This is a genomic window from Rhodococcus sp. NPDC056960, assembly GCF_042674125.1.
Lineage (GTDB): Bacteria > Actinomycetota > Actinomycetes > Mycobacteriales > Mycobacteriaceae > Rhodococcus_F.
The window spans coordinates 69,142-86,786 of record NZ_JBHURF010000006.1; the positions used below are offsets into that span (position 1 = coordinate 69,142).

General features: G+C 67.3%; 14 protein-coding genes. 3 read left to right on the forward strand and 11 right to left on the reverse strand.

The window, feature by feature from the left end; genetic code table 11:
* Positions 1-76 precede the first annotated feature (76 nt).
* From ACFTWF_RS11020 to ACFTWF_RS11030, 3 genes are all read right to left on the reverse strand, one after another.
* The gene (locus tag ACFTWF_RS11020; RefSeq protein WP_378461232.1) at positions 77-817 is read right to left on the reverse strand and encodes an ABC transporter ATP-binding protein; all 741 of its coding nucleotides are present in this window, start codon (positions 815-817) and stop codon (positions 77-79) included.
* On the reverse strand, positions 814-3,558 hold the full coding sequence (locus ACFTWF_RS11025; RefSeq protein WP_378461233.1) for an ATP-binding cassette domain-containing protein: 2,745 nt from the start codon (positions 3,556-3,558) through the stop codon (positions 814-816). Before ACFTWF_RS11025 ends, ACFTWF_RS11020 begins: the two co-directional genes overlap by 4 nt.
* A gap of 334 nt (positions 3,559-3,892) precedes the next feature.
* Positions 3,893-5,500: an AMP-binding protein gene (locus ACFTWF_RS11030; protein ID WP_378461234.1), complete on the reverse strand. Its 1,608-nt coding sequence runs from the start codon at positions 5,498-5,500 to the stop codon at positions 3,893-3,895.
* A gap of 183 nt (positions 5,501-5,683) precedes the next feature.
* On the opposite strand from ACFTWF_RS11030, the gene ACFTWF_RS11035 reads away from it, so the two are divergent.
* A complete protein-coding gene (locus tag ACFTWF_RS11035; RefSeq protein WP_378461235.1) occupies positions 5,684-6,364 on the forward strand; it encodes a TetR/AcrR family transcriptional regulator in 681 nt (226 codons plus the stop codon).
* Between the two features lie 68 nt (positions 6,365-6,432).
* On the opposite strand, the gene speB is transcribed toward ACFTWF_RS11035, so the two are convergent.
* Complete coding sequence (gene speB, locus ACFTWF_RS11040) at positions 6,433-7,449, reverse strand: agmatinase (RefSeq protein WP_378461236.1); 1,017 nt, start codon at positions 7,447-7,449, stop codon at positions 6,433-6,435.
* Positions 7,450-7,486: 37 nt separating this feature from the next.
* Positions 7,487-8,866 (reverse strand): MFS transporter, encoded by a 1,380-nt coding sequence (locus ACFTWF_RS11045; RefSeq protein ID WP_378461237.1) that lies wholly within the window; start codon positions 8,864-8,866, stop codon positions 7,487-7,489.
* A gap of 163 nt (positions 8,867-9,029) precedes the next feature.
* Here ACFTWF_RS11045 and ACFTWF_RS11050 point away from each other — a divergent pair, with 163 nt between their 5' ends.
* The gene (locus tag ACFTWF_RS11050) at positions 9,030-10,568 is read left to right on the forward strand and encodes a PucR family transcriptional regulator (RefSeq protein ID WP_378461238.1); all 1,539 of its coding nucleotides are present in this window, start codon (positions 9,030-9,032) and stop codon (positions 10,566-10,568) included.
* A gap of 44 nt (positions 10,569-10,612) precedes the next feature.
* Here the strand turns inward: ACFTWF_RS11050 and ACFTWF_RS11055 are convergent, their stop codons facing one another.
* Entirely contained in the window at positions 10,613-11,821 is a 1,209-nt protein-coding gene (locus ACFTWF_RS11055) for a cytochrome P450 (RefSeq protein WP_378461239.1), read from the reverse strand.
* A 23-nt stretch (positions 11,822-11,844) separates the two neighbouring features.
* Complete coding sequence (locus ACFTWF_RS11060) at positions 11,845-12,819, reverse strand: PDR/VanB family oxidoreductase (protein ID WP_378461240.1); 975 nt, start codon at positions 12,817-12,819, stop codon at positions 11,845-11,847.
* Positions 12,820-13,018: 199 nt separating this feature from the next.
* Here ACFTWF_RS11060 and ACFTWF_RS11065 point away from each other — a divergent pair, with 199 nt between their 5' ends.
* A complete protein-coding gene (locus tag ACFTWF_RS11065) occupies positions 13,019-14,059 on the forward strand; it encodes an NAD(P)-dependent alcohol dehydrogenase (RefSeq protein WP_378461241.1) in 1,041 nt (346 codons plus the stop codon).
* 1 nt (position 14,060) lies between these two features.
* Here the strand turns inward: ACFTWF_RS11065 and ACFTWF_RS11070 are convergent, their stop codons facing one another.
* The 4 genes from ACFTWF_RS11070 to ACFTWF_RS11085 form a co-directional block, all read right to left on the reverse strand.
* A complete protein-coding gene (locus ACFTWF_RS11070; protein WP_378461242.1) occupies positions 14,061-14,216 on the reverse strand; it encodes a hypothetical protein in 156 nt (51 codons plus the stop codon).
* Between the two features lie 81 nt (positions 14,217-14,297).
* Positions 14,298-15,050, reverse strand: a complete 753-nt coding sequence (locus tag ACFTWF_RS11075) for an IclR family transcriptional regulator (RefSeq protein ID WP_378461243.1) — start codon at positions 15,048-15,050, stop codon at positions 14,298-14,300.
* A 27-nt stretch (positions 15,051-15,077) separates the two neighbouring features.
* On the reverse strand, positions 15,078-16,715 hold the full coding sequence (locus ACFTWF_RS11080) for an ABC transporter permease (protein ID WP_378461244.1): 1,638 nt from the start codon (positions 16,713-16,715) through the stop codon (positions 15,078-15,080).
* The gene (locus ACFTWF_RS11085; RefSeq protein ID WP_378461245.1) at positions 16,712-17,641 is read right to left on the reverse strand and encodes an ATP-binding cassette domain-containing protein; all 930 of its coding nucleotides are present in this window, start codon (positions 17,639-17,641) and stop codon (positions 16,712-16,714) included. The genes ACFTWF_RS11080 and ACFTWF_RS11085 overlap by 4 nt, the downstream gene beginning before the upstream one ends.
* Positions 17,642-17,645: the final 4 nt, after the last annotated feature.

Sequence of the window (17,645 nt, forward strand, 5' to 3'; positions counted from 1 at the left end):
ACTCCTTGTGGGCGCGATGCCCGAGGGTTCGCGGGACGAAAGATTCGAGTGGTAGGTGTGTTGGTTCGAACGCAGGTCACGCGGTGCGTGCGTGCTCGGATATGTCGACGTGGAGATACTGCTGGACCAACTCGTCCTCGTCGATGTCGTCGGGCGATCCGGAGAACGCCACTTCACCCCGATCGAGGAGGTACAGGCGGTCGGCGAACGCCAGTGCGTGGCCGACGTACTGCTCCACCAGCAGCAGCGAGGTGCCCGTCGCAGCCAGTTTTCGCAGGGCCTCGAAGATCTGGTCGACGATCAGCGGGGCGAGCCCCATCGACACCTCGTCGAGGAGGACGACCTTCGGCGAGGTCATGAAACACCGTGTCAGAGCGAGCATCTGCTGCTCGCCGCCCGACATCTTGCCTGCCTCCTGCTCGAGCCTGCGGCCCAGGACGGGAAACGCCTCGAGTGCGATGTCGAGGCAGTCCTGTTTGCTGCCGGCCGGTGCGAACAGGGCCAGGTTCTCGCGGACCGTCAAGCGGGAGAAGATACCGCGACCCTCCGGCACGAGGCACAGCCCAGCCGCGGCCCGGCGATGGGGACGACGCGTCGTGACGTCCGTGCCCGCCACGGTGACGGTTCCTTCTCTGGGCTCGAGGAGCCCGCCGGCGGCGCGCAGCAGCGTGGTCTTGCCTGCGCCGTTGGGCCCGAGCAGTGCCACGACCGTGTTCGGTGGGACCGTGATGTTCACGTTGCGCAGGACCGGCGCTCCGGCGTAGCCCGCCGTGAGGTTGTTCAGTTCCATCGCGGGAACGGTGTCGTCGTTGGTCATGATGCGGGCACACCTTCCGGCAGCGTCATTGTCATGTCGTCGAGCTCGTCTGCGACGGCCTTCTCGAAGTCGTGGTCTTCCCCGAGGTAAGCGCTCTGAACGATCGGGGACTGCATGGCCTCCCGCGCAGTGCCGGAGAAGATGTGCTTACCGAAATCGAGCACGTGGATGTTCTCGCAGACGTCGAGAACCAGGGCCATGTCGTGTTCGACGAGGAGGATGCCGACCCCGCGTTCGTCGACGACGCGACGCAGGATCTCGCCGAACCGTTCGGTCTCCGCCCGGTCCAGGCCGGACGACGGCTCGTCGAGGAGCAGGATTCGGAAATCACCCACCAGGCATCGCGCCAGTTCGACGAGCCTGCGCTGACCGGTCGACAGGGACGCGGCCGGCCTGTCCGCGAGATCGGTCAGCTCGCACAGCGCGAGGGCTTCCTCGGTCCGCGCATCGACGATCCCGTGCTCGCCGCGCTTGGGCAGGATGTGCTTGATCGGGTTGGCACCGGCGAGGGCGGCCTCGAGACCGATTGCGACGTTCTCGCGCACCGTCAGCGAGTCCAGCAGCTGCATCCGCTGGAAGGTGCGTCCGAGACCCAGCCGGGCCCGTGCAGCAGGACCGAGGCGGGAGACATCCTTGCCGTTCAGAAGGACTCTGCCGCGGGCCGGCTGGTTGAGGCCCGAGCAGGCGTTGAACGTGGTGGTCTTGCCCGCACCGTTCGGACCGATCAGGCCGGTGATGGTTCCGGTCGGGGCGGCGAACCCGAGGCCGTCGACGGCGACGATTCCACCGAACTGGACACGGAGATCCTCGACCTTCAACTCCCCGCCGGGGACCCGCTCACGCTCGACCGGCACGACTGCGGCTTTCACCTTCTCGGTGTGCTTGCCCTTCGAACCGAAGATCCGATCGACGACGCGTTGCACTGCGACGGGGGCGCCGCCTGCCGAGCCGGGCTGCATCGCGGCGATGACCGCGAAGACACCGAACAGGAGCTGGAAGACGATGTTGACGGTCTCACCGTGGACGTAGGCCGGAATGAGAGTCATACCGACGGCGGCCATGACTGCGCTCCATGGCATTCCGCCGGCAGCGATCATGATCAGCACGAAGTAGGTCAGCGACAGCATCGGTGGGTAGGAGATCGCCGAGATCGACGTCTGCGCGGCCCCGACGAGTGCGCCGCCGACTCCCGCGAGGAACGCCGACAGGCAGAACACCAGGACCCGGGTCACGTTGACGGAGGCACCACTCGTCGCGAGGGCGGTCGGTGAGTCCGACATGGCCCGCAACAACTTTCCGAGCCGCCCGATGTTGAGCGCCATCACGGCGATTGCGGTGACGACGACCAGTGCGAGGACGACGTAGTAGTAGCCCGAGTCGGACTGTAACCACTCGATACCCGGACGAGGGACGTTCAGGCTCGTGACACTCGCGCCGAACATGAAGCGCTGGCTGTAGAACATCTCCTGCAACAGGACGGCGAAGCCGAACGTCGCAAGGGCGAGATACAGTCCTCCGAGCCGGCTGGCGGGGATGGCGAGGATCGCGCCGACGGGAACCGCGACGAGACCGGCGAGGATCAGCGACACGATCCACGGCAGCCCGCTGTCGAGTCCGATGCGGGAGAACGCGACCGCACCGATGGCCATGAACGCCACGTGGCTGAGCGACACCTGCCCGGCGATGCGGACGAGAAGAACGAGCGACAGGAACACGATGACCAGAGCCAGAGTGGTCGTCCATGCCGTCAGGTAGACGCCGGCGAACGTCGGAACAGCCGCCAGAACCAGGACGAGTGCGATGCCGGCGACGACATGCATGCGCATGGGCGCCGCCCAGACCGGACGCGGACGCGGAACGGTGAAGGCCGGAACCGTCAGGGCGCGCTTCGGGAAGACCAGCAGCACGACGAAGAGGACGAGGAACGGAAGCGCCGCAGGGATTCCGGCGAGAATTCCGTCGGTGAACCATTTGGTGGACAGCGAGGCGAGCACACCGATCACCAGACCGCCGAGGAAGGTGACCCACAGGTTCGAGAAGGCGCCCAACGCGGCCGCACCGAATGCGGAGACGACGAGGAACGTCAGTTGGACGGCGTCGAGCGGCAGCAGCGGCGCGAACAGCACACCACTGACCGCCGTGAACACACCGCCGATGACCCAGGCGATCCGGCGCGTCATCGACGGACTCGTGCCGACGACGTCGAGAAGTTCTGGGTTGTCGACGACCGCGCGCATCGCGATGCCGCGGCGCGTGAATTTGAAATAGACGGACAGTGCGACAGTGGCGAACAGCGCGACGGCGCAGGTGATGACGTCCGCAGTGAGAACCGTCGTGTCCCCGAGCTCGAATGTGCCGGTTCCGAGGAACTTACGCACGATCAGGAGCTGGTCCGTGCCGTAGATCAGCTGGGCCGACGCCCCGATCGCCAGGAGGACACCGACCGTGGCCGCAACCTGCAGGGGCAGGCTCGTCGCCTGGATCCTTCTGGCCAGCAGCTCCATGACCAGGCCCAGCAGCGGGCCGATCACGAAGACGGCGATCGCGGCCGCCATCTGCCACGGCAGTTTCATGGTGACGTGCAGCGAATAGAACGAATACGCGGCAACGGTGGCCAACGCGCCATGGGCGAAGTTGAAGACACCGGAAGTCTTGTAGGTCAGCACGAGACCCACACCGGCCAGGCCGTATACCGCACCGAGCGTCAGCCCGGCAATCACGAACGGCAATAAACTCGACATGCCTCTCCTAGGGGTTCCGAGACCACGCGCCATCGGGTCAGGATTGCCGCCGAAGCTGGGTCAGTGTGACGCGACCCACTCTATGAGCAGCGGTCGGTAATTGCAAGACTTATCGTCGCAAATTAGTTTCCGGAGTATTTCCGCACATCATCCAGCCCCGACTTGATTGAATCGCAACGACTTTACGCGTGAAGTTCGATCGCACGGCGGTGCCGCACCTTGCCTCGCGAGTTCCGCGAGGCCGGCGTTACCAGGCAGATCGTGACACCGGCGCATGACAGATGCCGTGATCCAGTTCTGTTGCTAAACAGCCGATCACGCGACCGGCGGCGCCTCAGCGGCGCGCGCCCGGGCCGATGGTCAGCCCGAGTGCGCGGTGGTCCCAGGTTCCGGCGGTCACTCCGCGCTCACGCAACAGGTGCTTCTGGATGCGGTCGACCTGGTTCTTCGGAAGCGTGGCGACGATCTCGACATACCTCGGTACCGCGAAGTACGGAACATGGTCCCGCATCCACTCGAACAGACCCGCCGGTTCGACCGTCTCGCCGTCCCGCACGACCAGGCATGCCTTGATGTCGTCCTCCCCCAGTTCGGACTGCACGGCGTGTACGGCGGCCTCGACGACGGCGGGATGGCGGCACAGCGCCGCCTCGAGTTCGAGACTCGACACGTTCTCGCCGCGCACCCGGAGCGCATCCTTCTTGCGGTCGACGAAGCGGAGCGCACCGGACTCGCGGATCGTGCCGAAGTCGCCGGTGTGGAACCACAATCCCTCGAAAGCGTCCAGGGTGTCCTGTGGGCGCCCCCAGTATTCGTCGAACATCGCGAATCGGTGCCGTGGACGCACGCAGATCTCACCCACCTCGCCCTGCGCCACCTGCCGACCCTGGTCGTCGAACAGCGCGATCTCCAGGTCTCGCAGCGGCTTGCCGTTGCTGTCCCGGTCACGCTGACCGTACGGGGAGTTCAGGGTCTGGAACACGCATTCGGTCTGGCCGTACGACTCGGTCCAGGGGTCGACACCGAATCGTTCCCGGAATTCCGGGTGATACGTCGACGCCAGTGGCGACACGTTGAACAGCCGGAGCTTGTGCGCCTTGTCGTACCTGCCCGGCGGCGTACCGAGCAGCATCATCCCCATCGCACCCACCGCGTTGGCGACGGTGGCACCGGCCTCTGTGGCCGTCTCGAAGAATCCACCGGCACTGAAAGCCGGGACCACCACGACGGGAATACCGGCGATCAGCGACGGCATGATCGACGCCAGTTGACCGCCCGCGTGGAACAGCGGCAGCGGGGTCAGGAAGACATCGTCCTCGGTCAACCTCATGACCTCTGCGATGGTCTGGCCGGCCCGTGCGTAGTAGCCGTGCGAGAGGACGCACCCCTTCGGCTGCCCGGTTGTGCCGGACGTGTACATGATCGCCATTGTCGATTCAGGGCCCACGTCGACCGAGGGCGCGACCCCGTGCGGCATCTCCCGGTAGAGCACGGCGGGAATGTCGGCCGAGCGGTCGTCCACGTCGTCGAACAGCACGACCACTTCGATCGACGGCACCTCGGGGAGCAGTGGCCGTAGTGCGCGCCAGCCCGGCCCGTCGGTGACGACGATCCTGGCTGCGGAGTCCCGCAGTTGGTGGCCGAGAAACTCGCCCTTCAGGTAGGGATTGAGAGGAACCTGGATGCCGCCCATCTCGGCGATACCGACGAAGAGTTCGAGTAGCTCGTATCGATTCGGCGCCAGCGTGGCGATCCGATCTCCAGGTTGCGCGCCGAGCGCATGCAGCTGACCGGCAAGTTCTGTCGCCCGGGCGTCGATCTCGGCGTAAGTGGGAGCCCACTCGCCGAACTTCGCGAAGACGCCGCCGGGTTTCGACGACACCAATTCCGTCAGAATTTCCGTGACCGGAACGTACCTGATCCCCTGCCAAGACGCCTGCATAAGACCTCCGTGTGCGCTGCGGGCCGATGCCCCGAGGATTACGAAATGCACTATCTCAAAATAGCAAACTGTCGTCAACCTCGGGTTCCACCCCTGCGCCAGGGTGCCCCGTCCTGGGATTGGAGTCGAACTTCGCATGATCTCGTATCGTGGACCCGATATCCGATGCGATGTGGAGGCACGATGCCGGGGAAAAATGCGAGGACGACCGAGGCTGTCGCCGAAGCAGACGGCGGGAAACGCCCGGTGGGGCGGCCACGGCGCGTCATCGACCTGGATGTCGTCGCGGACGTCGCGGCCAAGTTGTACGCCGAGAAGGGCTACGACGCGGTGTCCATCGAGTCCGTGGCGGAAGAACTCGGCCTGTCACGCGCAACCCTCTACCGAACCGTCCGCTCGATGGACGACCTACACACGCTGCTGTTCGAACGCAGCGCCCGCAACGTCGAGGTCGAGGCCCGCAAGCTGCTGAGGAAGATCAAGGACCCCCGCGAAGCGCTCATCGCTCTCATCGCGTTCCAGGTGGACGCCTCCATCCGCATGCGCGAGTACGCGGGTGTGTACTTCGGGATCGGCCTGCCGGCCGAAACCTACGAGAGATGGCGCAAATGGGCCAGTGGGTACGAACGACTGTGGACGAGAACGGTCGAACGCGCCATCGAGGGCGGCCACCTGCGCGCCGACGATCCCCTCGTGGCCACCAGACTCATTCTTGGAATGGTCAACTGGGTGTCCCGGTGGTACAGCAGCCGCGAGAAGTACACGAGCGAATCGATCGCACAGGAGGCCGTACGCCTGATCGTCCTTCCGGACCCGGGTGCCGAGGCCGATGCGCCGACTCGACGGACGAAGCCGACCGGTTGAGAGACGGCCGGTACCACTGACGGCAGAAAGCGGTGCCCCGTCGCCGGGGCACCGCTCCGTCTGGATGTTCAGTAACCGAGAGCCGACGTGCCGATGGCCCCGGCCGCCGCGGCGACGGTGTCGCGCTGTGAACCCGCAACCATGAGCGACACGAGGTCGAACACCACGGTGGCCGCTGCGACACAGGTGATCTCGGCGTGATCGTAGGCCGGGGCCACCTCGACGACGTCTGCGCCGACGACGTTGAGCCCGGTCAGCTGACGCAGCATCCGGAGCAGTTCGCGGGATGACAGTCCGCCGGCTTCCGGGGTGCCGGTTCCGGGGGCGAACGCCGGGTCGAGGACGTCGATGTCGATCGACACGTAGACCGGAACGTCACCGACGCGCCGACGCACCACGTCGACGGCCGCCTCGATGCCCATCACGTCCAGATCGCCGGCGCGGATGATCCGGAATCCCATCCGAGCGTCGTCGTTCAGGTCGGCCTGGTCGTAGATCGGACCGCGGATTCCGACGTGAATGGAGTGGTCCTCGACCAGAAGACCCTCTTCGAACGCGCGCCGGAAGATCGTCCCGTGCGTCACCGGTGCGTTGAAGTAGGTGTCCCAGGTGTCGAGGTGAGCGTCGAAATGTACCAGGGCAATCGGTCCGTGCTTGGCGTGCAGCGCCCGCAGATTCGGCAGCGCGATCGTGTGGTCGCCGCCGATCGAGACGATCTTGCGGTCGCCGCCACCGAGGATCTTGGACGCGTGCGCCTCGATCTGCCGGCAGGCCTCCCCGAGGTCGTACGGCGTCACCGTCACGTCTCCGGCGTCGACGACCTGCACTTCTTCGAGCGGTGCGACACCGAGTTCGACGTGATAACCGGGGCGGAGTGCACGCGCCGCCTGCCGGACGGCCATGGGGCCGAACCGGGCGCCGGGCCGGTACGACGTGCCGCCGTCGAAGGGGACACCGAGGATCGCGATGTCGTAGTCGTCTACCTCGTGGATGTCGGCGATGCGGGCGAACGTGCCCTTGCCGGCGTAGCGGGGAACCTGGGTTGCGGGCAGTGCACCGACGAGGGTTTCTCTGGGCTGGGGCATGGCTGTCTCTCCTGTATTCGGGAAGGGTGTTGTCAGGTCAGGAACGGGTCACGGGCGCCGGCCCGGGATCGGCGGATTTCGCTACTCCCGACTCGGTTTTCGACGCGGTGTCCGTGAGCGACACGCCGCGGGTCTCGGGCGCGAGGAAGATGGAGGCGACGAGTCCGACCAGGGTGACGACCGCGCCGATCATCAACGCCCCACTGGCCCCGAACGTCACCAGCGCCATCGGCATCAGATAAGTGCCTGCGGCAGAGCCGATGCGGCTGATCGCCGTGCCCATACCGACCGCGGTGGCCCGTACCTCGGTGGGGAACAACTCGTTCGGGTAAACCACCTCGAGGAAGCTCGAGGCACCGGAGCTGATGGCGAACACCGCGAGTGCGAGGAAGAAGATCTTCGCCGAGACGTCGGGGATCAGCGCGGGCACGGCGAGGGCGACGACGATGATCGCGAACGACCCGATCAGCAACTTTCGACGCCCGATCTTCTCGACGAGCCACAGACCGGGTATGCCGCCGACCACGAACAGGATCGCGATGAGAAGCGAGCCGCCGTACAGGTTGGCGTCGCCGTACAGCCCGAAGGACTCGAGAAGGTCGGGGGCGAATGTGTACACCGCGAACAGCGGGATCACCTGGGCCGTCCAGAAGATCGCCACGAAGATGGTGCGTCGCAGGTAGGGCTTCTGGAACACCCGGAAGAAGGACGTGCTGACGACGGGTTCCTCGGGAAGGTCGGCGACGCCGTACTGCTCGCCGAAGACGAGTTTGATGGACGCGTCCGCCTCCGCCATCCGCCCCTTGCTCATCAGCCAGCGGGGAGACTCCGGAGTACCCAACCGGGCGAGCAGCGTGATGATCGCGAAGATCGCCGGGCTCGCCAGCAGGAAGCGCCACGCGTCGGGTCCGAGGCCCCTCGCGAAGAAGCCGACCACGTACGCGGCCGCCGCGCCGACGGCCCACACCACGAACATGGCGCCCAGCAGTCGACCACGTTGCCGTTTCGGCAGGAACTCGGCGAGCAGCGACGTGGCGATCGGATAGTCGGCGCCGATGGCCACACCCAGCAGGAACCGCAGCAGGATGACCTGCCAGGCCTCACCGCAGAACGCGGAGAGAACGGAGAACACGGCGAGCGCGACGAGGTCGGCGATGTACATGACGTGCCGGCCGATCTTGTCCGTCACGTACCCGAACACACCGCCGCCGACGAAGATTCCGACCAGGCTGGCCGCTCCGATGAGACCGATCTCGGTGGCGCTGAGGTCCATGGCCGGTTCGAGGGTGATCAGCGCGACGCCGATGATCGACAACGCGAAGCCGTCGATGAACGGCCCGCCGGAGGAGAACGCTGTCAGCTTCTTGTGGAAGGAGGTCAACGGTGCATCGTCTATCAGATGACCGGTATTAGTCATTGGGGCTCCTGGACTGGATGAAGTGCGGGTGCTGCCGTTTGTGACGTCCAACACAGACTGCCTGGCCGTTCCGGCGGAGCGCGAGTAGCCAATGTGCAAAACCAATGGTTACGCTTTATTCGATCGCACAAACCCGATTGGGCATTGACGCAGAGGAGGTTCCGTGGCTGTCACCGTCGGGGAACTCGTGGAGATCCCGCACCTGCGCCTGGAGGTGTATTCCGGGGCGTCCGGACTCGGTCGCGAAGTCACCTGGACCCACACCTCCGACCTCCCCGAACCGTGGCGATGGGTCACCGGCGGCGAATTCCTGATGACCAACGGCATGTCGTTCCCGAAGTCGGCGAAGGACCAGGCCGACCTGGTACGGCACCTCGCGGACGCCGGGGTTGCCGGGCTCGGCATCGGCGAGAACATGTACTGCCCGCGCCTGACGGCAGCGTTCACGCGGACCAGCGACGAACTGGGCTTCCCGGTCCTGTGGATCCGGTACCCCCTCCCCTTCGTCGCCATCTCCCGGTCGGTGGCCGAAGCCACCCTCGTCGACCAGTCGCATCGCCTCGCTCGCACCGTCCGGATCTACGACCTGATCCGCAGGCACACCGCCCGCGGCGCCGCGCCCGCCGCGCTTCTGTCCGCACTCGCACGCGAACTGGGCTGCGAGATCCAGGTGTGCGACCGCGCCACCGGGGAGCCCTGGTTTCCGGGCACGACCCCGCTGGACCCGAAAATCAGCGACGCCGTCGTGGCGTTGTCCGAGGCGTCGAAGAACGTGACGGGCGGCGCGTACGGACTTCCGTCGGTCGACGACCGGGCGGCAATGCTCACCGACATCCCCCGCCACGCAGGCGCCGCACTCGTCACGCTCAGCGACCCGAGGGTCGGTGTCGACCCGATCCAGCTTCAGCACGCTGCCACCGTCGTCGCCATCGAACTGTCGCAGACACAGTTGATGCTCGAGCACGAACGCCGTTACGGTTCGGGGCTTCTCACTCAGATGCTCGAGGGCCGCATGGACATTGCCGGGGTCACCGCCCAGCTCGCCGATCTCGGCCTGAAACCCGAGTCCGCCGTGTTGGTGGCGGCGCGCAGCGAGGAGAAAGAACGGATGCTCGAACTCCACAATTCGCTGTGGCGGCACGCGCTTCCGTACCTTTGCCTGCTGCGTATGGGTACCGCGCACGTCCTGGTGCCGGACGGCCCGGACACCGACTCGGTACTGTCCCGCGCGCTGGGCCCGACCGCCCGCATCGGCATCAGCCGAACCATCGGTTCCCTCGCGCGTTTTCAGGATTCGGCCCGGGAGGCCGCGTGGGCCCTGTCGATCGCCGAGCGACGCGAGACGGTGGTCTCCCGGTACGGTAGTGCCGTCCCGTGGGTCGGGCTGTCGAGCGTGGCCGACGCGCAATCCCTGGTGGACACGATCCTGCGCCCGGTCCTGGACTACGACGAGCAGCACAGTTCGAGACTCGTCGAAACGCTCGACGCGTTCCTGCAGAACCAGCGGTCGTGGCAGCAGACCGCGCAGGCGATGCACATTCACCGGCAGACCGTCATGTATCGCATCCGCAAGGTCGAGGCGCTGACGTCCCGCGATCTGGCGGACACCAATTCACTGTCCGAACTCTGGCTCGCCGTGCGCGCCGCGGAACTGCTCTACACCCGCGACAGCGACTGGTCGGAGTCCAAGCCGGCGCCGTGACCGCCTCCCGTCGGTCAATACATACGTACGTATGGCTTGCGCGTCTAGCCGAGCCGGACCCGCACCGGCACCGATTCCCACGACCGCAGCGTGTTGTTGAGGTGCCGGCGCACCGGCCCAGCGATCTCCAGCGACTCCACCCGGGATGCCAGCGCCGTCAGCAGTGCCTCCGATTCGAGGCGGGCGACGTGCTGGCCGACGCACTGGTGGATCCCCATTCCGTATCCGACGTGCCCGGAGGGGTTGCGGTCGAGATCGAAGGCGTCCGGGTTCTCCCATCGCCTGGGGTCGCGGTTCGCGGCGCCGAGGAACATCAGGATCTTCTTGCCGTCCGGGATGACGGTCCCGCCGATCTCGGTGTCGTGCGTGGCGGTGCGGAAGAACGTCTGCACCGGCGACTCCCACCGGACCGCCTCGTCGAACGCCGTCCGGGCCAGCGTGCGGTTGTCCCGCAGCCGCGCCCACTGCTCCGGGTGCCGTGCGAACGCGTAGAGCACGGCCGCGAGCCCGTTGACGGTGGTGTCCACACCGGCCGTCAGCAGCGAACGCACTACCAGCGGGGCCTGCTCGTACGTGATGTCGCCGCGGTCCGCGGCCGCCCAGATCTGCGCGCCGAAGCCGTCGCCGGTGAGTGCGTCGCGGGCACACTGTTCGTTCACCCAGCCCGACAGCTTGGCCACCCGCGGCGCCCCCTTCTCCACCAGACCGTTGGCCGGACCGAACGCATTGAACGCGTGGTCCCCGTACGGCAGCAGGTTCTCCCGTCCGGTGCCGGAGATGCCGACAGCGTCCGGGAAGACCCTCAGAGGGAATGCGGCGGCGAGGTCGGTGACGGCGTCGAATTCAGTTGCGGTCGAAAGCAACTGGTCGACGAGGATGTCTGCATCTCGAATCCACGACGCCCTCAGCTTCTGCAGTGCGCGCGGACCCAGAATCTTGCTCAGCACCGCCCGCGGAGCGTCGTGGTGCGGCGGGTCGGCCTCGAGCAGGATGCTCGGGGGACGCCACGGGGTCTCGTATCGGAAGTTGCTCAGACCGACCCCGGCGGCGGATTGGAACGACTGCCAGTCGGTCAGCGCGGCATGGACCTGCTCGTAGCGGCCCATCGCGAACACGCCGTACCGCTGCAGGTACACGACGGGGCCGGCGTCCCGCAGGTCGGCCTGGAACTGCAGCGGGTCTTCGAGGACGTCGAGGGCGAACGGGTCGGCGTCACTGACGGGCAGGGTTGGAGCGGGGGCGAACGTCGTCACGGGAGATCCCTTCGGGGTGAGTGTCAGAGGTCGAGCACGAGACGGTCGGAACACGACCGCGAGACGCAGATGAGCATGCAGTCACCTGCAGATCGCTCGTCGTCGTCGAGGACGGAATCGCGGTGGTCGGGGGCGCCGGCAAGGACGGTGGTCTCGCAGGTCCCGCACGTGCCCTCGCGGCACGACGACAGGACGTTCACGCCCGCCGCCTGCACCGCGTCGAGCACGGTGGCGCCGGGACTCACCGTCACCGCGAGTCCGGAGCGCGCGAGTTCCACCTCGAACGGTTCGTCGCGCAGCGGTGCACCGCGATCCTTCGGCACGAAGCGTTCGGTCCTCAGTTGTCCGACGGTCCAGTGCTCGCAATACTTTTCGACGGCAGCAAGCAGCGGACCGGGTCCGCACACGTAGACCTTCGCCTCGGCGGCGGCCGCGGCGGCGAGATATGCGGGCAGGTCGAGATGGCCCTGCTCGTCCCGGGGCACGACGACCACCCGGTCGCCGTAGGCGGCGAGTTCGTCCCGGAACGCCATGGACGTCCGGGTGCGGCCGCCGTACAGGAGTTGCCAGTCGATTCCCATCAGTTCCGCCTGGCGCATCATCGGCAGCAGCGGGGTGATTCCGATGCCGCCGGCGACGAACAGGTACGTCGGCGCGGGGACGAGCGGAAAGTTGTTGCGCGGGCCGCCGACCCCGACGAGATCACCCTCGGCGAGTTTGTCGTGGACGTACGCCGACCCGCCACGGCCGGCGGGTTCCCGCAGCACCCCGACCCGGTAGGTGTGCGCATCCCAACGGTCGCCGCACAGCGAGTACTGGCGGGTCAGCCCGTTCGGGAGCATCAGATCGATGTGGGCTCCAGGGGCCCAGTCCGGTAGCCGGCGGCCGTCCGGGCGACTCAAGGTCAGCGCTACGACACCTTCCGCGACAACCTCTTTGGCGACAACTCGCAGCGCCGCGTCCGCTGGCGCACCGGAAGAAACCAGGTTCTGTGGCATCTCGACTCCTCGATCTCGCGTTTGTTCGAGGATCTTCCGAGCAGGGCCGAGCCGCCAGACCATTTTCAATAGTTGAAAATCAGGACGTGACGTCGACCCGGCGTATCGTGAGTGCGTCGACGCCGCTGTGGTCGGCCAGTTCGACGGCGGGGACTGCGCGCCGGACCCGGCCGACCCACCCTCCGAACGGAGTCCGAAGATGGAGCCACCGACCGAACCCGACAGCTCCACCAACGCGTCCGAGCACAAACGCGGCACGATGAAGGCCGTCGTCCAGGACGTCTACGGCCCGCCCGAGATCCTCGAACTGCGCGATGTCGCGATACCCGTTCCCGCAGCCGACCAGGTGCTGGTCCGAGTGCACGCGGCAGGCGTCGATCGCGGCGTCGCGCACCTCGTGACGGGACTCCCGTACCCGTTGCGCCTCGCCGGGTACGGCCTCCGCCGGCCCAAGGCCGCCGTTCCCGGGATGGACCTCGCCGGGCGCGTCGAGGCGGTCGGCCCCGACGTCACCGGATTCCGGACCGGCGACGAAGTCTTCGGCATCGGCACCGGGACGTTCGCGGAGTACGCGTGCGCGCCCGCGGCCAAACTCGCACACAAGCCCGCCGATCTGACGTTCGTGCAGGCCGCGGCGATTGCGATCTCCGGGCTCACGGCCCTGCAGGCGGCACGTGACCACGGCCGGGTCGCAGCGGGGCAGGCGGTGTTGATCCTCGGCGCCTCCGGCGGTGTGGGCACGTTCGCCGTGCAGGTGGCGAAGGCGTTCGGCGCGGAGGTCACCGGCGTGTGCAGCACCGCGAAGGTCGACCTGGTCCGGTCGATCGGCGCCGACCACGTCGTCGATTACACCCGCGAAGACGTCACCCGACTCGGACGAAGATACGACGTCGTCCTCGACATCGGCGGCAACACGTCCCTGTCGCGGCTGCGTCGGGTCCTCACGCCGCGCGGGAGACTCGTCATCGTCGGAGGTGAAACGGACGGACGGTGGCTGGGCGGCACGGATCGCCAACTTCGCGCGCTCGCGCTGTCCCCCTTCTCGCGTCGGACGCTGTGCGCGTTCGTCTCGAAGGAGGACGGCGCCGACCTGCGCGTGCTCCGCGACCTCGTCGAGTCGGGCGATATCACACCGGTCATCGACCGGACGTACCCGCTGGGCGAGGCCGTCACGGCCCTCCGTCGCCTCGTCGACGGGCAGGCGCGCGGAAAGGTCGTGATCTCCGTGTCTACCGACTGAGTCAGGAGGTGTGTGCCCGCCGGCTGATGTCCTTGTCGACCGCCGTGGCGATGTCGTGGACGAGCCGGGAGTGCCAGTGTTTGTGGGCCTCGAGATCCGCGGTGAGGGCGTGGCAGTCCGGGCATTCCAGGGGGCTGGTGTGCGATGTGCTTTCCATGGCGTTGCGCTTTCCGAGAGAAGTGGTTCCGATTCCACCGTGGCACGGGCGGGTCGGATAGTCCACCGCACCGGAGCGGGCCTACTTCGACGTGCTCGCCATCACCCGGGTGATGCCCTTCGCGGCCGCCTGCAGCGCGGGGATCTGCGCGTACGCCTTCTCGTCGTTCGGCACGACCACCGACAGCGCGGCGACCACCCGGCCCGTGCCGTCCCGCACCGGAACCGCGACGCCGGTGGTGTCCGGGTACAGGTGACCGGCACACAGGATGAAGCCGTGCCTGCGCACGTCGGCCAGCACGCCGCGCAGTTGCCGGGCGGTGCGAATCGTCTTGTCGGTAAACACCTTCAACGGCTCCCCCAGGATCCGCTCCTGAAGCTCCGGCGAGGCGTGCGCCAGCAGGACCAGCCCGGACGACGACACGTGCAGCGGCATCCGACCGGCGATGCGCGTGTAGTTGACCACCGAACCGGGTGCCGTGAGCCGCTCGACGAACAACACCTCGTCACCTTCGAGGACACCGAGCTGAGTGTGCTGCCCGACGACGGCGTGCAGGTCCTCCATGAACGGCATCGCCGCCTCCCGGAGCCCGAGGGTCGGCGACGCCCGCGACGCGACCTCCCACAGCCGCACCCCGATCCGCACCTTCCGATTCTCCCGCTCGAGCCAGCCGCATCCGACGAGTTCGTCGATCAGCCGCGACGTGGTCGAGATGTGGAGACCGGACCGTCGCGCGATCTCGGACACGGTCAGCAGCGAATCGTCCGAGCGGAACGATTCGACGATCCGCACGGTCCGGGCCAGGACGGACTCGCCGGTGTGCACACGCGCCATCCCTTCAGTGTGCACACCCGGTAACGCTCAGCGCAGGTCGCGCCGCCGGAACGCCGTCACGCCAACCACGATCAGCGCGGCCGTGATCAGCAGCAGCCACAGAATCGGGGTGGCCGTGAACTGCCCGCCCGGCAGTTTCGGAGCGTGGCTGAACGGCTCGAGGTCGAGTACCGCCTGCGGGAATTGCACGATCGACCCGACCATGAAGATCAGCAGGAACGCGACGAGCACTCCCCAGGCCACGGGCGTGAATCGCGGGATCAGCCCGAACAGGAGGACCGTCACGCCGGCGAGCATCCAGATCCCGGGAAGTTGCACGAGCGCCGCCCCGACCACGTCGGGCAGTGCCCCACCCACGTCGCCCGTGGACGTGCCGTAGGTGAATCCGGCGGCCACCCCGGCCACCACCATCGCGACGGCCGGACCCACGAACGCGAACAGGATGTGGCTGGACGCCCAGCGGACACGGCCGACCGAACCGGCCGTCACGGGTTCGAGGCGCTGGGCGTTCTCCTCCGAATGCAGACGCAGCGAGGCGGAGATCGCGTAGGCCGCGGCGGCGATCGCGAGCATGGTGAACGCGTACCCGATGAACGATTCCTCCAGCGACTGCGAACCACCCATCCGCAGGATGATGTCCCGGATCGTCTGGCTGTCGCCGACCTGCCCGCCGATCCCCTTGGCGGCGCTGCCGATGAGCAGACCGTACAACCCGAGGCCGGCCGTCCAGGCGGCGAGCGTGCCGCGGTGCATCCGCCAGGCAAGCCCGAACGTGCCGCCGAGTGCCGGCGATGCGGTGGTGGGTCCGGGGCGTTCGGCGATCAGTCCGGCCCCGACATCCCGTCGGCGCAGGAGCGCATACGCCACCCAGGTGAGGACGACTGCCGTGACGAGACTGGGGACGACGACCCACCACCGTTCGTCGGCGTACGGACGGATCTGCAGGGCCCAGCCGAGCGGCGAGAACCACGACAGGGTGCCGGAGCCGGCGTCACCGACGGCGCGCACGGCGAAGGCGACGCCGAGCACCGTCAGTGCGATGCCGCGAGCGACGCGGGCGCCGGTACTCACCTGCGCCGCGACGGCGGCCACCGCCGTGAACACGAGTCCCGAGCAGGCCAGGGACGTGCCGAACGCCACCGAACCACCCACCGGAAGGTCGCGGCCGAGCAGCGCTGCCGCACAGAGCATCCCGGTGACGACGGAGGCGCCGCCCGCCAGGATCAGTGCCGCCGTCAACCCTGCGTACCGTCCGACGGACGTGGAGTCGAGGAGCTCGGCCCGGCCGGTCTCCTCCTCCGCGCGGGTGTGCCGGATGACCGTGAGGATCACCACCAGCCCGATCAGCGTGTAGTAGATGCCGGCCTTCCAGACCCCGACCGACCCGAGACTGGAGTTGAAGATCGGCCCGTACATCGCGATCTGCGCCGGACTCGCCGCCGTCGTCGCCGCGAAGTCGGCCAACTGGGCGTCGGAGGTGTAGATGTCGGCGATGCTCGCCACGTACAGGGCCGGCGCGAACGCGAAGATCAGGATCCACAGTGGCAGCGCGATCCGGTCCCGGCGCAGGACCAACCGCAGAAAGTGCAGTGTCCCCGTGAAATCCGAGGAGGACACCGGCGCCGACTCGACCGGCCGGTACCGGGATACCGTGGCGGTGCTCATGCCCGCACCTTCTCCGCCGTTCCGGACGACGCCGTCGTGCCGTCGTCGATCTCGTAGTGCCGCAGGAAGAGTTCTTCGAGTGTCGGCGGCTTGCTGACGAGGCTCCGCACCCCGGCGTCGCCGAGCACCCGGATGAGCTCGCCGAGATGTTCGCTGTCGACCTGGCAGTGCAGCGTCGACCCGTCGAGATGGACGTCCTCGACACCCTCGATGCGGCCGAGATCGCCGGGGTCACCGAGGAGTTCGGCGGTGATCGACGTGCGGCTGAGGTGTCGCATCGACGCGAGCGTGCCCGATTCGACCGTCCGTCCCGCCCTGATGATGGTGACGCGTTCGCACAGCGCCTCCACCTCGGACAGGATGTGACTGGACAACAGCACCGTCACCCCGCGGCCGCGGGCCTCGGCGACGCATTCCCGGAAGACCTGTTCCATCAACGGGTCCAGGCCCGAGGTGGGTTCGTCGAGCAGGAGCAGGCGAGCGTTCGACGAGAACGCCGACACCAACGCCACCTTCTGACGATTACCCTTCGAATACGCGCGCCCCTTCTTCCGAGTGTCGAGGTCGAAACGCGCGATCAGCTCCTGTTTGCGGGTCTCGTCGAGCCCGCCGCGCATCCGAGCGAGGAGATCGATGGTCTCGCCCCCGGACAAAGACGGCCACAGCGTGACGTCGCCGGGCACATACGCCATCTCGAGGTGCAGGGCGACGGCGTCGCGCCAGGGATCGCGACCGAACACGGTGGCCTCACCGCTGTCGGCGCGGAGGCTGCCGAGGAGGACGCGGATCGTGGTGGATTTTCCGGCGCCGTTCGGCCCGAGGAACCCGTGCACCTCACCTTCACCGACCTCGAGGTCGAGTCCGTCCAGCGCCCGGGTTCGTCCGAACGTCTTCACCAGGTTGCGCACTTCGATGATCGCACTCATAGCT